Source organism: Pseudomonas sp. H1_A03 (genome assembly GCF_054685145.1).
Genome location: NZ_CP162829.1, coordinates 355295 through 370206 on the forward strand (window position 1 = coordinate 355295; position 14912 = coordinate 370206).

A 14912-nucleotide genomic window follows, 5' to 3' on the forward strand; every position below is an offset into this window, starting at 1 on the left:
TAAATAACCAGACCTAAAGCCTGGGAGCGGCCAACATGCTCGTGCACCTGTCCGTACATAACTACGCCATCGTTGAACACCTGGATCTCGAATTGGATCGCGGGATGAGCGTAATCACAGGCGAAACCGGCGCCGGCAAGTCGATCATGCTAGACGCCCTGGGCCTTACCCTGGGTGATCGCGCCGACAGCGGCGTGGTTCGCCCCGGTGCGGACAAGGCCGACATCCTTGCCACCTTCGACCTGGCAGACATACCCGAGGCGGAAGCCTGGCTGGCCGAGCGCGACCTTAATAATGAAGGTCCGTGCATCCTGCGCCGGGTCATCACGGCGGAAGGCCGTTCACGTGGCTATATCAACGGCACACCTTGCCCGTTGGGCGACTTGAAAGCCCTGGGCGAGTTGCTGATAGATATCCACAGCCAACACGAACACCAGTCCCTGCTGAAAACCGACACCCATCGCCGCCTGCTCGACGAATACGCTGGCGCGACAGACCTTGCCCGCCAGGTGCAACTTGCCGCTCAACGCTGGCGCCAGACTCGCCAAGAGCTGGAGCGGCTCTCCAATTCCGGCGATGAACAACGCGCTCGTCATCAGTTGCTCAGTTACCAACTCGAAGAGCTGGAAAGCCTGGGCCTGGGCGAGAACGAACTAGAGCAGCTTGAGCAAGAACATAAGAACCTCACCAACGCAGAAACCCTGCTGGGTATCTGCCGGCAGGTGGTGGAACAATGTAGCGAGAGCGATTCCGGCAATGTGCTCAATGCACTGACTGCCAGCCTCAATCGCTTGTCGAGCGTGAACAACGCGTCCGGGTCGCTGAGTGAGGCCACTACCCTGCTCACCAGTGCACAGATTCAAGTAGAAGAAGCGGTAGGCGAACTGAACCGTTTCCTGGATCATTTCGATGCCGACCCGGCACGCCTGCAGGAAATAGAAGAACGCCTGGACACCATTTATACCCTGGCGCGCAAACATCGAATCCAGCCCACCGAAGTAGCGACGATGCAGCAGAAGCTACTGGATGAAATCGAGACCCTGAACGCCAACGATGAATCTATCGAGCGCCTGGGTGACGAGCTCGCTTCTTTCGCCCGTCATTACCAAGAGAAAGCGCGCGAACTGAGCGACCTGCGCCAACAAGCAGCCACTGGCCTGGCCAGCGCAGTGGAGTTGGAAATCCAGCGCCTGGGTATGCCCGGCGGACGCTTCACTATTGAATTGCGCACCAACGCCAGCAACGAACTGCAGCCCCACGGCCTGGAACAGGTGGAACTACTGGTCAGCGCCAACCCTGGACAGCCGCTCAAAGCACTGGCAAAAGTGGCATCTGGTGGCGAGCTGTCGCGGATCAGCCTGGCGATTCAGGTAATTACCGCGCAAACCTCTCGGGTGCCAACCCTGGTATTCGATGAAGTCGATGTGGGCATTGGCGGGCCGACGGCGGAAATTGTTGGCCAGTTGTTGCGGCGCCTGGGGGATCGAGGCCAAGTGCTAACGGTCACTCACTTGCCGCAAGTCGCGGCCCAAGGGCACCAGCATTTGTTTGTGCATAAGGTACGCGGCAGTGATGCAACACACACAGCAGTGTCCAAGCTGAATAAGTCGGAGCGCGTGGAAGAAGTCGCGCGCATGCTCGGTGGTATCGATTTGACCAAGGAGTCTTTGGCGCACGCGAAGAAGATGGTCGTGGCGGCGAAGGCCTAATCGGACAATTTTCTCTATTATAGAAAGCACGAAGGCGACCCTGAGGTCGCCTTCGATCGTTTTGCAGCGTCAATCTGCAGCGCTTGTTACTTTTTCTTACGGATGTACAGGACCAGATTATGGTCAACCAAATCGAAGCCATGCTCCTCAGCAATCTTATGCTGCAGGGCTTCGATCTCCGGGCTGGTGAACTCGATAACCTCATTGGTATCCAGGTCAACCATGTGGTCGTGATGACCACCGTCAGCCAATTCGAACACTGCATGACCGCCGTCGAAATTATGACGAACCACCAGCCCTGCGGCTTCAAACTGGGTCAGCACACGGTAAACCGTGGCCAGGCCAACGTCCTCGTTAGACTCCATCAGCGCCTTGTAGACATCCTCGGCACTCATGTGGCGCTGCTCAGCAGAATCGAGCATTTGTAGAATCTTGACTCGTGGCAGAGTCACTTTAAGACCGGCTTTGCGTAGTTCGCTATTTTCAACCATGGTTAGCTTTCTCGCGGATGCTGCTTCGCAGCTTCTCTTAATACGGGTATGATCGGCGTTTACGTTGTCCCAGCCAAGATAGTGGAAGTCGCCCACCGATGCAAAACACCAAGCTCTTGCTAACCAGTTTCACCTTTGTGGGACTGCTCGCACTCGCCGGTTGTTCATTCCCCGGGGTTTACAAAATCGACATCCAGCAGGGCAATGTCGTCACGCAGGACATGATAGACCAGTTACGCCCCGGAATGACCCGACGGCAAGTACGGTTTATCATGGGTAACCCCCTGCTGACCGACACTTTCCACGCCGATCGCTGGGATTATCTCTACAGCCTGCAACCAGGTGGCGGTGAACGCCAGCAGGAGCGTGTCAGTGTCATCTTCAATGGCAATGACCAGCTTGTCAGCCTGTCCGGTGACTTCATGCCCGGCGTAAGCCGTGATGAAGCCCTGCTCGGCAAGGATAACGGCACTAACGTGACCGCACCTGCACAGGAAGGCGAGAAGCCGAAGTCTGAAGTACCGGCTAAGCCTGGATCTTTGCTCGACAAGATCCAGAAAGACGTCGACGGCGTGGAAACTGTTCCCGTCCCGACGCCGCAGCCTCTGGACACCAGCCCGCAGTAAGTTTGCGCCCAACAAAAAGCCCGGCATGCCGGGCTTTTTGCTGCCTGCCATTTGGAGGGCTTACGAGTTCTGCTGCTTGGCCAAAGCAGCCTTGGCTGCGCGCAGCCGGCGCACCTCTTTCGGGTCCGCCAGCAGCGACCGGTAAATCTCAATACGATCACCCGCCTGCACGGCACGCACTTGCGCGTCCGCGACCACCTTGCCGAATATCCCCAAAGGGCAATCAGCCAGATCCAGCTCTGGAAAGTGCACGGCAATACCTGACGCCTGCACCGCCGAGCGCACGCTGGTGCCCTCCGGCACTGTCACCAACAGCAAAACCTGGCGATCCACGGCGGCATACACCACTTCAATCTCAACCATGCAGTTGCTTGGCTCGCTGACAGAATGCATCCACCAAGGTATTGGCCGCTTGGTTGAATAGAGGCCCCAACGTCGCCCGCACGATAGGCCCGGCGTAATCAAAGGAAAGATCCAGGCTGATTTTGCAGGCCTTATCGGTCAGCGCCTTGAATACCCAGACGCCATGCAACTGGGTGAAAGGCCCTTCCTGCAAATTCATTTCGATGGATTTCCCGGGCACCAGCACATTGCGCGTTACAAAGTGCTGGCTGAGGCCGCCCTTCGCGACCCCAACGCTGGCGACCATGTGCTCATCGCTGCCCTCCAGCACTTCGGCCGTCGAGCACCAGGGCAAGAATTCCGGGTAACGCGCCACGTCGTTGACCAGGTCATAAAGCGCTTGAGCCGGATAAGGCAGCAGCGCCGAACGTTGAATATGCGTCGTCATGTGTGCGTTATTTCCACAGCTGAGCGGCAAACATCGCGAAGGAACAGCCCGATCCGCGAAAGAAAAAAACCAGAGAACTGCCCGCATTGTCCGGGATTCGTCCAACACGCTCAAGCACGCAGGTTGACCGTAGCCGACACGCTCGCAACTCCCTATAATGCCGCCCCTATGGCTAAACAAAAGAAACACCCCACAGGGACCATCGCGCAAAATAAAAAGGCGCGACACGATTACTTCATCGAACATCGGTTCGAGGCTGGTCTGGTCCTGGCCGGCTGGGAAGTAAAGAGTCTGCGTGCCAGCAAGCTGCAACTGGTCGACAGTTATGTGCTGCTCAAGGATGGCGAGGCGTGGCTGCTCGGCAGTCATATCACCCCGCTGACCACCGCGAGCACCCACGTGATTGCCGACCCGGTACGCACGCGCAAATTGTTGCTCAACGCTCGCGAACTGGAAAAGCTCGCCTCCGCCGTACAGCAGAAGGGCTACGCCTGCATCTGCCTGTCCTGGTACTGGAGCAAGCACCTGGTCAAGTGCGAGATCGCCTTGGGCAAAGGCAAGAAGGAATACGACAAGCGTGATACCGAGCGCGAGCGCGATTCCAATCGCGAATTGCATCGTGCTGTGCGTAACAAGGGCAAGGAAGACTGATCCTTGCTGCGGTGTAGCCCTGGGAACTTCCCTCGGCTACATTCCCTTGCGCCGCTCCGCACGCGCCACACGCTGAACCTCCTGACGCACCTCCTCCAACACTTCCTGCACATACAGCAGGTGACGTGTGGAAACTTCTCGCGCCTGCTCGGCCCGCCCCTCGATGATTGCCAGGTACAGATCCCGATGCTGACTGATCAACATGTCACGGGTTTCCGTACGCTGCTGGTACATGCCACCAATGTTGGTCACCACGTTACGCTTGAGCAAGTCGAACAGCCCGCGAATGGTGTGCAGTAGCACGGCGTTGTGGCTGGCCTCAGCGATAGCCAGGTGAAACCGCGCATCCGCCGCGCCCTCCTCCACTCGACTCGCTTCATCAGAGCGGGTGTAGCAATCCTGCAGCGCTTCGAAAGCTGCGGTAAGACGTTCGCGGTCGACTTCGGTGGCGCGCAGCGCTGCGTAATAGGCACAAGAGGCTTCAAGGGTCTGGCGAAACTCCAACAGATCACGCTGAGCTTCGGGATTGTTTTCCAGCAGGTGCAGCAGCGGATCACTGAAAGTCGAGCCCAATGACTCGGCCACGTAGTTACCCCCGCCCTGACGGCTGACGAGCAAACCTTTGGCAGACAATTTCTGGATCGCCTCCCGCAAGGAAGGGCGCGAGACGCCAAATTGCTCAGCCAACGCCCGTTCGGCCGGCAAGCGCTCGCCGGACTTTAGCGTGCCCTCGAGGATCATGCCCTCAAGCTGCTCGACGATATCGTCAGACAAACGGCGCTGACGCACCTGATCAAACCCCATAACTCATTCTCCACCATCCCGACCACTCGCCGGGGCCTCTATTCTGGCCTATCGAAGCGCTTGCAGCACCTATCAGAACGCCCTCGTTTCAACCGATCAGAACGACCTGCCCGCGGACCTACGACCAAAGTTTCGCGAGCGGCAAATTGACACACCCCTGCCAAGGCTTTTACTCTAGCCAACAGCGATTGTAAATTGGTATTACCAATTATCCAAGCTGACCAAACAACAACAATCAGGGGCCACCCCATATGCAAACCTGGCAACAGCTCTACAGCCCACTCGGCAGCCTCGGCCTGTCCGCACTGGCGGCGGTTATTCCGATCGTATTCTTCTTTCTGGCCCTGGCCGTGTTCCGCCTCAAAGGTCACGTAGCCGGCAGCATTACCTTGGCGCTGTCGATCCTGGTGGCAATCTTTGCCTTCCAGATGCCGGTGGATATGGCACTGGCCGCCGCCGGTTACGGTTTTGCCTATGGCCTTTGGCCTATCGCGTGGATCATTGTCGCGGCCGTGTTCCTGTACAAACTGACCGTCAAGAGCGGCCAGTTCGAAGTCATTCGCAGCTCAGTCCTATCGATCACCGACGACCAACGCCTGCAAGTGCTGCTGATCGGCTTTTGCTTCGGCGCATTTCTGGAAGGTGCCGCCGGTTTCGGCGCTCCCGTGGCAATCACTGCGGCACTGCTCGTCGGCCTGGGCTTCAATCCACTGTACGCCGCTGGCCTGTGCCTGATTGCCAACACCGCCCCCGTGGCCTTCGGTGCACTCGGCATCCCGATCATCGTTGCAGGTCAAGTGACTGGCATCGATGCGTTCAAAATCGGCGCCATGACTGGCCGTCAGTTGCCCCTGCTGTCGCTGTTCGTGCCGTTCTGGCTGGTGTTCATGATGGACGGCTTGCGCGGCGTGCGTGAAACCTGGCCGGCCGCACTGGTAGCGGGCTTGAGCTTTGCCATCACCCAGTACTTCACTTCCAACTTCATCGGCCCGGAACTGCCGGACATCACCTCCGCGCTCGCCAGCCTGATCTCCCTGACCCTGTTCCTGAAAGTCTGGCAACCCAAGCGCACAGCAGGTGCACAGATTGCCGGTGCGACTTCAAGCGCAGCGGTCACCGCCAGCGCCGGCGGTTTTGGCCTGCCACGCAACACGGTTGTCTCGCCCTACAGCCTGGGGCAAATTTTCAAGGCCTGGTCACCGTTCCTTATTCTGACCGTGCTGGTCACTATCTGGACCCTCAAGCCGTTCAAAGCCATGTTCGCCGCTGGCGGCTCGATGTATAGCTGGGTGTTCAACTTCGCGATCCCGCACCTGGACCAACTGGTGATCAAAGTTGCGCCGATTGTGACCAACCCCACTGCAATTCCGGCGGTGTTCAAGCTGGACCCCATCTCGGCGACCGGCACAGCGATTTTCTTCTCTGCGCTGATCTCGATGCTGGTGCTGAAGATCAATCTAAAAACTGGTCTTACCACTTTAAAAGAGACCTTCTACGAACTGCGCTGGCCAATCCTGTCCATTGGCATGGTGCTGGCCTTCGCTTTTGTCACCAACTACTCCGGCATGTCTTCAACCATGGCGCTGGTATTGGCGGGCACAGGTGCAGCCTTCCCATTCTTCTCGCCATTCCTCGGGTGGCTGGGCGTTTTCCTGACAGGCTCCGACACGTCGTCCAATGCTTTGTTCAGCTCGCTGCAAGCCACCACCGCGCATCAGATCGGGGTCAACGACACACTGTTGGTCGCCGCGAATACCAGTGGCGGTGTGACCGGCAAAATGATCTCGCCACAATCGATTGCCGTGGCCTGCGCCGCCACAGGTTTGGTGGGTAAGGAGTCCGACTTGTTCCGCTTTACCCTCAAGCACAGCCTGTTTTTTGCGACGATCGTCGGGCTGATCACCCTGGCGCAGGCCTACTGGCTCACCGGTATGCTGGTGCATTAAGGCCGGTACGTAATAGGGTAAGAATCGACGCCGGACACCCATTCCGGCGTCTGCTATTTCTGGAGGACCGATGAGCCTGCCTGCTGCTTTTCTGAGCGACGTCGCACAACTGATCCCGAAAGATCGGCGTTTCGACGATCCACTTTCCACCCTTGCTTTCGGCACCGACGCGAGTTTTTACCGACTGATCCCACAGCTGGTGATCCGCGTGGAGTCGGAAGACGAGGTGGTGGCGCTGTTGCAATTCGCCCAACGCGACCGTGTGGCCGTCACCTTCCGCGCAGCCGGCACCAGCCTTTCGGGCCAAGCCATCAGCGACTCAGTGCTGATCGTGCTGGGGGACAATTGGAACGGCCGCGAAGTTCGTGGGCAGGGCACGCAAATTCGCCTGCAACCTGGCGTGATCGGCGCCCAGGCCAATGCGTGGCTGGCGCCTTTTGGACGCAAGATCGGGCCGGATCCGGCGTCGATCAATGCCTGCAAGATCGGCGGCATCGTCGCCAACAACGCCAGCGGTATGTGCTGCGGCACGGCGCAGAACACCTATCACACCCTGGCAGGCATCCGCTTGGTACTGGCTGACGGCAGCCGACTGGACACCGAAGACGCGGCCAGCGTGGCGGCGTTTCGCGAACAACACGGCAGGCTGCTGGAACGCCTGGCTGCATTGGGGCGCGAGACGCGGGCAAACGCTGAATTGGCGGCAAAAATCCGCCACAAATACCGTCTGAAAAATACCACCGGGCTGTCACTTAATGCCCTGGTGGATTTCGATGAGCCGTTGGATATCCTCAGCCATCTGCTCGTGGGCTCCGAGGGTACGCTTGGATTTATCAGTGCGGTCACCTATGACACGGTGGTTGATCATCCGAACAAAGCCTCGGCATTGATTGTGTTTCCGGATGTCGAGACCTGCTGCAACGCGGTGACCGCCCTCAAGACCCAACCGGTCTCGGCCGTCGAGCTATTGGATCGACGCAGCATGCGCTCGGTACAAGACAAGCCGGGCATGCCCGCCTTCGTACAATACCTATCGGAAAATGCCTGCGCACTGTTGATCGAATCTCGCGCAGCGTCGCCGTCTTTGTTGCATGAGCAATTGGCGCTGATCATGGCCTCACTGGCCGATTTCCCTGTGGAGAAACAGGTCGATTTCACCGAAGACCCGGTAGAAAATGCGCGCCTGTGGGCCATTCGCAAAGACACCTTTCCCGCTGTCGGCGCCGTACGCAAAACCGGCACCACGGTGATCATCGAAGACGTCACCTTTCCGGTCGAGCAACTGGCAATCGGCGTCAACCGCTTGATCGAACTGTTCGACAAACATCACTACGACGAAGCGATACTTTTCGGACACGCACTGGAAGGCAATCTGCACTTCGTGTTCACTCAAGGCTTCAACAGCGCGGAAGAAATCACACGCTACCAAGCGTTCATGGACGACGTGGCGCAACTGGTGGCGGTGGAGTTTGGTGGTTCGTTGAAAGCTGAACACGGTACCGGCCGCAACATGGCGCCGTTCGTTGAGTTGGAGTGGGGCAGCGACGCCTATCAATTGATGTGGCAACTCAAGCGGCTACTCGACCCCAACGGCATCCTCAACCCGGACGTGGTGCTCAGCGAAGACCCGCAAATCCACCTCAAACACCTCAAGCCGCTACCCGCCGCCGACGAGCTTGTGGATAAGTGCATCGAGTGCGGCTTCTGCGAGCCGGTGTGCCCGTCGAGAGGCCTGACCTTGAGTCCACGCCAACGCATCGTGATCTGGCGCGATATCCAGGCGAAGAAACGAGCTGGCGTTGACACCACCGAGCTGGAAGCCGCCTACCACTATCAAGGCATCGACACGTGCGCCGCCACCGGCCTTTGCGCTCAACGCTGCCCCGTGGGAATCAATACCGGCGACTTGGTGAAAAAACTGCGCAGCCGTGACGCCGACCGTACGAAAACGGCCGAATGGCTCGCCACTCATTTCGCCACTGCGCTGCAGGGCGTGCGCTTTACCCTGCATGTGGCCAATGGCGCGCGCATGCTGCTGGGCGCACCTCGCCTGGCGAAGCTGTCGGCCAGCGTGACCAAGCTGTCCAAGGGACAGATTCCGCAGTGGACAAACGCCATGCCGCAGCCGGAGAAAGCCATCCGCTTCAGCCCGGCGGTCACTGACGAGCGGCCACGGGTGGTCTACTTGGCCGCCTGCGTCTCACGCGCCATGGGCCCGGCGGCGGGAGATAAAGAACAGATGTCGTTGTACGACAAAACCCGCAGCCTCTTGGAAAAGGCCGGTTACCAAGTCGTCTTCCCCGACAATCAGGACAACCTGTGCTGCGGCCAGCCCTTTGCCTCCAAAGGCTACGTTGAACAGGCCGAACACAAGCGCCAGGAATTGATCGGCGCCCTGCTCCACGCCAGCCGCGGCGGGCTCGACCCGATTTACTGCGACACCAGTCCGTGCACCTTGCGCCTGGTGCAGGATCTGGCTGAAACACGGCTGGATCTTTACGATCCTGTGCGTTTTATCCGCACTCACTTGATGGATCGCCTCGATTTCACACCACAGGCAGCCCCCATCGCCGTGCACGTCACCTGCAGCACCCAGCATCTGGGCGAGAGCCAGGCGCTGATCGACCTAGCCCGGCGTTGCTCCAACACCGTGGTCATCCCGGAAGGCATTCATTGCTGCGGGTTTGCTGGCGATAAGGGTTTCACCACGCCGGAACTCAACGCCCACTCACTGCGCACCCTCAAGGACGCGGTGCAATATTGCAGCGAAGGCATTTCCACCAGCCGCACCTGCGAGATCGGCCTAAGCCAGCATGGCGGCATTGATTATCACGGGCTGGTCTACCTGGTGGACCGTGTTACACAGGCCCGCGCCCACTGATCCTGCAAAAATGAGCCTGCAAAAAAACAGAACCCTGGCGCGCCAGCGTAGTCATCTGCATAGGCCTCGACAAACGAGGCTCATCACTGATGTCGCTGGCAGCCGTTCAACGCCAGCAGCGTCGAGCCCTTTTGCGCAAGGAGATACCCTATGAAGCGTTCCGCTCTTGCTGGCTTGTTCATTACCGCTGCGATGCTGGCGTCCCCTGCTTTCGCGGCAGGTGATAAAGACCTGTGCCAGATCAACCTGGACAAAATCAACAACGGTAAAGCGCTGCTCGCCACCGACACCAGTGGCAAAAGCGGCGAAATAGACACTGCCGTGTCCTCGGCCAAAGCCGCCCACGCCGCAGGTGATGACAAGAAGTGCATCGAAATCACCTCCAAGGCCCTGCAAGACCTGCAGAACAGCGAAAAAGGCGGCCAATAGGCAGCACCGTCAGGGACGACCAACCTTCGGGTTGGCCTTCCGTGACGGTTTGGCGTACACTGCACAGGCTTGTCACTCACTAAGAAACAACGAGTTACAAGCACGGGGCCGTTTAGGATTCGACGCCGGTCGCGAAACTTTAGGTGCATGCCGAGTTGGTAACAGAACTCGTAAATCCACTGTTGCAACTTCTTATAGTTGCCAATGACGAAAACTACGGCCAGGAATTCGCTCTCGCTGCGTAAGCAGCCTTAGCCCTGAGCTTCTGGTACCTTCGGGTCCAGCAATCACCAGGGGATGTCTGTAAACCCAAAGTGATTGTCATATAGAACAGAATCGCCGTGCAGTACGTTGTGGACGAAGCGGCTAAAACTTACACAACTCGCCCAAAGCACCCTGCCCTTCGGGTCGCTGAGGGTTAACTTAATAGAAACGGCTACGCATGTAGTACCGACAGCGGAGTACTGGCGGACGGGGGTTCAAATCCCCCCGGCTCCACCAAATTAGCTATAAAAATCAGGCACTTAGCGTTTATCGCAAGTGCCTTTTTTGTGCCTGAATGGGTGGTTTTGGCTCGGTTATGCCAGCTTAATGACAGCATCTGCGATGATTATCTGCTGCATTCCCGCTAAGCTCAGGCGATAACCAGGAGCGGTGCAAAGATGAATGAAAACGCAGAAGGACCTGACAGCTATCATTCGCGCGGGAAGGAAGACGAGGCTTTCGTGACGATTTTTCGTGAGTCGACTTGAGCAGAGAGACTGGCAAAATGCTTGGACCCGAAGGATGGAACAAACCGCACCGGTAGATTAATGTCGCCGTTATGCGAAGGAGTCGAGCGATGAACACTCTTTTTCTCTTAATGGCTCAATATCATGGCCAGACGATTGTGTCCTTGAGTCGGGTATGCGCCGACTATTTCACTCATCTGACACCAGCAAATCTACGAACAAAGGTCTCCTCAGGCGAGATTGACCTACTGATTGTCTCCATGGAGCTGAACGAAAAAACTGCACGAGGCGTTCATCTGTCGGATCTTGCTGATTACATTGATCGACAGCGAGATAGAGCCAAGCTTGAGCTTGATCGGACGAGAAAGCAGGCTACCAAAACCTTGAGCCAAGAGCCGCGCGAAGTCGAAAAACCTGAGGCTGATACATTTTCTCGACCTGGAGAGTCAAATGATCTTAGTCGGCAACCGATCCTTTTCATTAGGCTGGCTGAAGTAAAGCGAATTACTGGTATGTCGACTAGTACGATCTACAAAATGGTAAGTCAGAGCACATTTCCACGACAAATTAAACTAGGTGGTCGAGCTGTGGCCTGGGTTAGGGTAGAGGTAATCGAGTGGTGCGATCTACGAATCAAAAAGTCTAGAATGCTAAAGAGTCAGAACTAGGGATGTAGCAGAACAGCCAATAAATCGCATTTCTCATCTCAAAAATCGGACCTCCCACGCCCAACTCAGCCCTGCTCCCCACTTTGCTTTACAAGATCAACGAAAATCAGCTCGCGCTCGAGGCAGCCATTATGGATTGTCCAAATGGGCGGAGCAGCAAGGATCGTCAGAAGTCTCCGACAATGTGCGCGGCGCCCTGGACTGTCTAACCGCAAAGCCCATCCGCGGCTGTCGCCTTTACTTCAACAATCGACAGGACGTTTTCCGGCGCTTTTTTGGTTTGAAATCGCCCCCCCACTGACCGGACAGGATATTTAATAGGAGTCGACTTACACACAGAGCCCCATACATGTCGACACATGCCCCCAAGAAATACCTGATCAGTCACACCTCTCTTCAGCACTGCTTCGACAAGAGCCGCTCCGGACTAGAAAAGCTGCGCGAAACCGATGCCAGCTTCCCACGCCCCATCAAATTTGGCCCGAGCAAACAGGCTGGGGTGTACTTCGTTGTCTCAGAGGTGGAAGCCTGGCTGGAGAGCAAGATCAGCGAGCGTGATGGTATCACTCTGGATCTCGCCGGGCGAGAAGAGCAATGACTACACACGAGCAGATACCGTCGTTCTTAGCAGAGATGCCCGCGCCGGCATTTGCCGCATACATGAATCCTAACATTGCGCCAAAGCCACTACCGAGCGGGTTGGCCAGGGTCATGCCCTGGTTTGATGAACTATTGCCTACTGCTCTTCAGGAGTACGTGCGAGATGTTGCTGAGCGTACCCAGTGCCCACCTGATTTTGTTGGGGTCGCGCTTATCGTGGCAGTCAGCACAGTAGTCGGGCGCAAATTCAGCGTCTACCCGAAACAGAACGATGACTGGATGGTCGTTCCAAACCAGTGGGGCCTCATCATCGGGCGCCCGTCTGCGATGAAAACGCCGGCACTCAAACAGGCCCTGCTTCCATTGCGCGCCTTGGATGCCAAAGCGCGAGAACGCTATAGCCAAGCTCAAGCCGAGCACAAGGCCGCTAGCGAGCTTTACGACATGAAGCGCAATGCAGCCAGGGTAAAAGCCAGAAAGCTTTACAGTGGGGGTGACGAGAATGCAGCTCAGGAAGAACTGAAACGTCACTCAAGCGAGAACCCGCCCCCAATTCAGCGGCGCTACATCGTCAACGACGCAACGGTCGAAAAACTCGGCGAGCTGCTCAACGAGAATCCAAACGGCCTAGTAGTTGAGCGTGACGAGCTGGGGGGCTGGCTGGCAACGATGCAGAGCGAAGACGGTTCGGTTGCGCGAGCATTTTATTTGGAATGTTTCGACGGCAACGGCTCATTCACCTATGACCGTATAGGCCGAGGAACCATTTATATCAAATCATGTTGTTTATCGTTGATCGGTGGGATTCAACCCTCACGAATTGCGTCCCTTGTAAACGCTGCCATCAGCGGCGAACTGGATGACGGCCTGATTCAGCGCATGCAGCTGGCGGTATATCCCGACGATGTTCGAGAGTGGCGTTATATCGACCGTTGGCCGAACAAAATCGCCGCTGAGCGCGTCTCGGAGGTTATCGAACAGCTCGATCAGATACCTGATGAGCCTCACTCTGCCCTCAGATTTACTCCAGAAGCCCAGGAGAAGTTTATCGCCTGGTATACCTCCCACATGCAAGCAAGCCGGAGCGATCATCTTCACCCCGCATTGCAATCCCATTACCTGAAAATGCCGAAAACCATTGCAGGCTTGGCCCTCCTATTTGAGCTGATTGAAGGCGGACGGGAAGCCGTGGGCGCTAAGTCCACTGACCGCGCCATCAACTGGGCAAACTACCTGATGAGCCACGCCCAGCGGATGTACGGGGCGGCAATTAACGCAGCACTAATCGCTGCGCGGCTGATTCTGGAGCGCCAGCGGAAATTGCCCGAGCCATTTACTGCCCGAGAGGTGCGCCAGAAGGATTGGACAGGATTAGGCACGCAGGACGCGGTAAATAATGCGCTCGCCGTTCTAGCTGAACATGACTTCATCGTTGGCTACGAGGTGGCCGGAGAAAAAGGTGGCCGCCCATCGATTCGCTATGTCTGGCGAAAAACGTAGCTCACCCCAACCTGTTCACTAAAAAGACCGGTAGGGCGACCTACGAAACCTACGAAACCTAGTTCTGTAGGTTTCGTAGGTAGCTCTTACCCCTGGCAGGGATAAAACTGCCACAACAACAGTGATCTCCGAGTTCATACTTACTTGGGTGAGCCGGCTACCTGGGTTGTGACTTACTCCTCTGTGAAGTAGTCGCTGTCGAGCTGCTTCACCTCGTACACCTGCTTAACGCTCACCCCCAGGTTGTTCTCCACCATCAGACGCGCCAGCTCAACACCGTCGATCAGCACCACCTTGATATCCAGCCCCAGCGCTGCAGTACGGGCACCATCGGAAAAGTCCGAAGTGGTGATAAACACGCCCTTTCGTGCTCGCTGGCGGGTTAAGGCTCCGATGAACTTGTCGATCTCCGGGCGATGCACCGTGTTGGTCCAGCGCTTGGCCTGCAGGTAGATCACGTCAAGACCGAGCTTGTCTTCTTTGATGATGCCATCGATACCGCCATCATTGGTCGCTTGAGTCGCCTTGCCGGCTTCGTTGCGCGAACCGCCGTAGCCCATGGCGATCATCAGATCGACCACCAGCTGTTCAAAGAAGCTAGGTGTCGCTGCCCGCACTTGCGCCAGCAGCTCGTCTGCCAGTGACTGCACTAATGCCTGATGCGCTTCGGCCAACTGCTCATCCGGCGTGGTCTCGGAAATCTCAATGTCCAGTGCAGCAGGTAAATCAGCTACTTGAGGCTTGGCGGCATGGAAGTTAGCGAACTCGGGGAACTGCTTTAACCAGCTCACCGTGATGCGCTCCGGCCCATTGGCCAGGGCATCGAGCCCGCGCGGCGTGATCTGCACCATGCCCTTGGCGGGAATGCAAAGCAGCCCGGCCTTATTCAGGTAGGTGCGAGCCCAGCCCACACGGTTGTTGATCACCGTCTGATGGCCGGATGGCAGGCGTTCCTTGCGCTCATCCTCGCTTAGCTGGAACTGATCGGCCACCCGCTCGCGCAACTCATTGAGCGGTAACGGCACACCGTTCTGCACAGTGACCAGCACCGGCCGCATCACGCTTTGAAAATCCGGAATTGCCATC

At 57.2% G+C, this 14912-nt stretch carries 14 protein-coding genes, 1 other RNA gene and 1 pseudogene; 11 read left to right on the plus strand and 5 right to left on the minus strand.

Features of this window, described 5'->3' with window-relative positions:
- Positions 1–35 precede the first annotated feature (35 nt).
- Positions 36–1709, plus strand: a complete 1674-nt coding sequence (gene recN, locus AB4O35_RS01630) for a DNA repair protein RecN (protein WP_065945466.1) — start codon at positions 36–38, stop codon at positions 1707–1709.
- 86 nt (positions 1710–1795) lie between these two features.
- On the opposite strand, the gene fur is transcribed toward recN, so the two are convergent.
- On the minus strand, positions 1796–2200 hold the full coding sequence (fur, locus tag AB4O35_RS01635) for a ferric iron uptake transcriptional regulator (RefSeq protein ID WP_003194220.1): 405 nt from the start codon (positions 2198–2200) through the stop codon (positions 1796–1798).
- Positions 2201–2298: 98 nt separating this feature from the next.
- Here fur and AB4O35_RS01640 point away from each other — a divergent pair, with 98 nt between their 5' ends.
- Positions 2299–2826, plus strand: coding sequence for an outer membrane protein assembly factor BamE (locus AB4O35_RS01640; RefSeq protein ID WP_016976810.1), 528 nt, complete (start codon positions 2299–2301; stop codon positions 2824–2826).
- A gap of 60 nt (positions 2827–2886) precedes the next feature.
- On the opposite strand, the gene AB4O35_RS01645 is transcribed toward AB4O35_RS01640, so the two are convergent.
- Positions 2887–3189 (minus strand): RnfH family protein, encoded by a 303-nt coding sequence (locus AB4O35_RS01645; protein WP_065875299.1) that lies wholly within the window; start codon positions 3187–3189, stop codon positions 2887–2889.
- Positions 3182–3616, minus strand: coding sequence for a type II toxin-antitoxin system RatA family toxin (locus AB4O35_RS01650; protein WP_049711477.1), 435 nt, complete (start codon positions 3614–3616; stop codon positions 3182–3184). Before AB4O35_RS01650 ends, AB4O35_RS01645 begins: the two co-directional genes overlap by 8 nt.
- A gap of 168 nt (positions 3617–3784) precedes the next feature.
- Here AB4O35_RS01650 and smpB point away from each other — a divergent pair, with 168 nt between their 5' ends.
- Positions 3785–4267, plus strand: a complete 483-nt coding sequence (smpB, locus tag AB4O35_RS01655; protein WP_049711476.1) for an SsrA-binding protein SmpB — start codon at positions 3785–3787, stop codon at positions 4265–4267.
- 36 nt (positions 4268–4303) lie between these two features.
- On the opposite strand, the gene AB4O35_RS01660 is transcribed toward smpB, so the two are convergent.
- Positions 4304–5071 (minus strand): FCD domain-containing protein, encoded by a 768-nt coding sequence (locus tag AB4O35_RS01660; RefSeq protein WP_049711475.1) that lies wholly within the window; start codon positions 5069–5071, stop codon positions 4304–4306.
- Positions 5072–5322: 251 nt separating this feature from the next.
- Here AB4O35_RS01660 and AB4O35_RS01665 point away from each other — a divergent pair, with 251 nt between their 5' ends.
- The 8 genes and pseudogenes from AB4O35_RS01665 (at position 5323) to AB4O35_RS01700 (ending at position 13826) form a co-directional block, all read left to right on the plus strand.
- Complete coding sequence (locus AB4O35_RS01665) at positions 5323–7017, plus strand: lactate permease LctP family transporter (protein ID WP_065945467.1); 1695 nt, start codon at positions 5323–5325, stop codon at positions 7015–7017.
- Positions 7018–7087: 70 nt separating this feature from the next.
- Positions 7088–9898 carry an FAD-binding and (Fe-S)-binding domain-containing protein gene (locus AB4O35_RS01670; RefSeq protein ID WP_065945468.1) on the plus strand — a complete coding sequence of 937 codons (2811 nt, stop codon included), beginning with the start codon at positions 7088–7090 and terminating at the stop codon, positions 9896–9898.
- A 150-nt stretch (positions 9899–10048) separates the two neighbouring features.
- The gene (locus AB4O35_RS01675; RefSeq protein WP_033898249.1) at positions 10049–10327 is read left to right on the plus strand and encodes a hypothetical protein; all 279 of its coding nucleotides are present in this window, start codon (positions 10049–10051) and stop codon (positions 10325–10327) included.
- Positions 10328–10431: 104 nt separating this feature from the next.
- Positions 10432–10828: a transfer-messenger RNA gene (gene ssrA / locus AB4O35_RS01680) on the plus strand.
- A gap of 340 nt (positions 10829–11168) precedes the next feature.
- Positions 11169–11726, plus strand: a complete 558-nt coding sequence (locus AB4O35_RS01685) for a pyocin activator PrtN family protein (protein WP_460149473.1) — start codon at positions 11169–11171, stop codon at positions 11724–11726.
- Positions 11727–11770: 44 nt separating this feature from the next.
- Positions 11771–12027: pseudogene (locus AB4O35_RS01690) on the plus strand (hypothetical protein).
- Positions 12028–12075: 48 nt separating this feature from the next.
- Positions 12076–12324 (plus strand): helix-turn-helix transcriptional regulator, encoded by a 249-nt coding sequence (locus AB4O35_RS01695; RefSeq protein WP_460149475.1) that lies wholly within the window; start codon positions 12076–12078, stop codon positions 12322–12324.
- Positions 12321–13826 (plus strand): YfjI family protein, encoded by a 1506-nt coding sequence (locus AB4O35_RS01700; protein ID WP_460149476.1) that lies wholly within the window; start codon positions 12321–12323, stop codon positions 13824–13826. The genes AB4O35_RS01695 and AB4O35_RS01700 overlap by 4 nt, the downstream gene beginning before the upstream one ends.
- 173 nt (positions 13827–13999) lie before the next feature.
- Here AB4O35_RS01700 and AB4O35_RS01705 read toward each other — a convergent pair whose 3' ends face one another.
- Positions 14000–14911 (minus strand): restriction endonuclease, encoded by a 912-nt coding sequence (locus AB4O35_RS01705; RefSeq protein WP_048377091.1) that lies wholly within the window; start codon positions 14909–14911, stop codon positions 14000–14002.
- Position 14912 lies beyond the last annotated feature (1 nt).

Excerpts from the sequence above, each read along its gene's own strand:
- AB4O35_RS01670 (WP_065945468.1), top strand. The coding sequence starts at position 7,088 with ATGAGCCTGCCTGCTGCTTTTCTGAGCGACGTCGCACAACTGATCCCG.
- fur (WP_003194220.1), bottom strand. The coding sequence starts at position 2,200 with ATGGTTGAAAATAGCGAACTACGCAAAGCCGGTCTTAAAGTGACTCTG.
- AB4O35_RS01675 (WP_033898249.1), top strand. The coding sequence starts at position 10,049 with ATGAAGCGTTCCGCTCTTGCTGGCTTGTTCATTACCGCTGCGATGCTG.
- AB4O35_RS01640 (WP_016976810.1), top strand. The coding sequence starts at position 2,299 with ATGCAAAACACCAAGCTCTTGCTAACCAGTTTCACCTTTGTGGGACTG.
- smpB (WP_049711476.1), top strand. The coding sequence starts at position 3,785 with ATGGCTAAACAAAAGAAACACCCCACAGGGACCATCGCGCAAAATAAA.
- AB4O35_RS01685 (WP_460149473.1), top strand. The coding sequence starts at position 11,169 with ATGAACACTCTTTTTCTCTTAATGGCTCAATATCATGGCCAGACGATT.
- AB4O35_RS01705 (WP_048377091.1), bottom strand. The coding sequence starts at position 14,911 with ATGGCAATTCCGGATTTTCAAAGCGTGATGCGGCCGGTGCTGGTCACT.
- AB4O35_RS01650 (WP_049711477.1), bottom strand. The coding sequence starts at position 3,616 with ATGACGACGCATATTCAACGTTCGGCGCTGCTGCCTTATCCGGCTCAA.
- AB4O35_RS01645 (WP_065875299.1), bottom strand. The coding sequence starts at position 3,189 with ATGGTTGAGATTGAAGTGGTGTATGCCGCCGTGGATCGCCAGGTTTTG.
- AB4O35_RS01700 (WP_460149476.1), top strand. The coding sequence starts at position 12,321 with ATGACTACACACGAGCAGATACCGTCGTTCTTAGCAGAGATGCCCGCG.
- AB4O35_RS01660 (WP_049711475.1), bottom strand. The coding sequence starts at position 5,071 with ATGGGGTTTGATCAGGTGCGTCAGCGCCGTTTGTCTGACGATATCGTC.
- recN (WP_065945466.1), top strand. The coding sequence starts at position 36 with ATGCTCGTGCACCTGTCCGTACATAACTACGCCATCGTTGAACACCTG.
- AB4O35_RS01665 (WP_065945467.1), top strand. The coding sequence starts at position 5,323 with ATGCAAACCTGGCAACAGCTCTACAGCCCACTCGGCAGCCTCGGCCTG.
- AB4O35_RS01695 (WP_460149475.1), top strand. The coding sequence starts at position 12,076 with ATGTCGACACATGCCCCCAAGAAATACCTGATCAGTCACACCTCTCTT.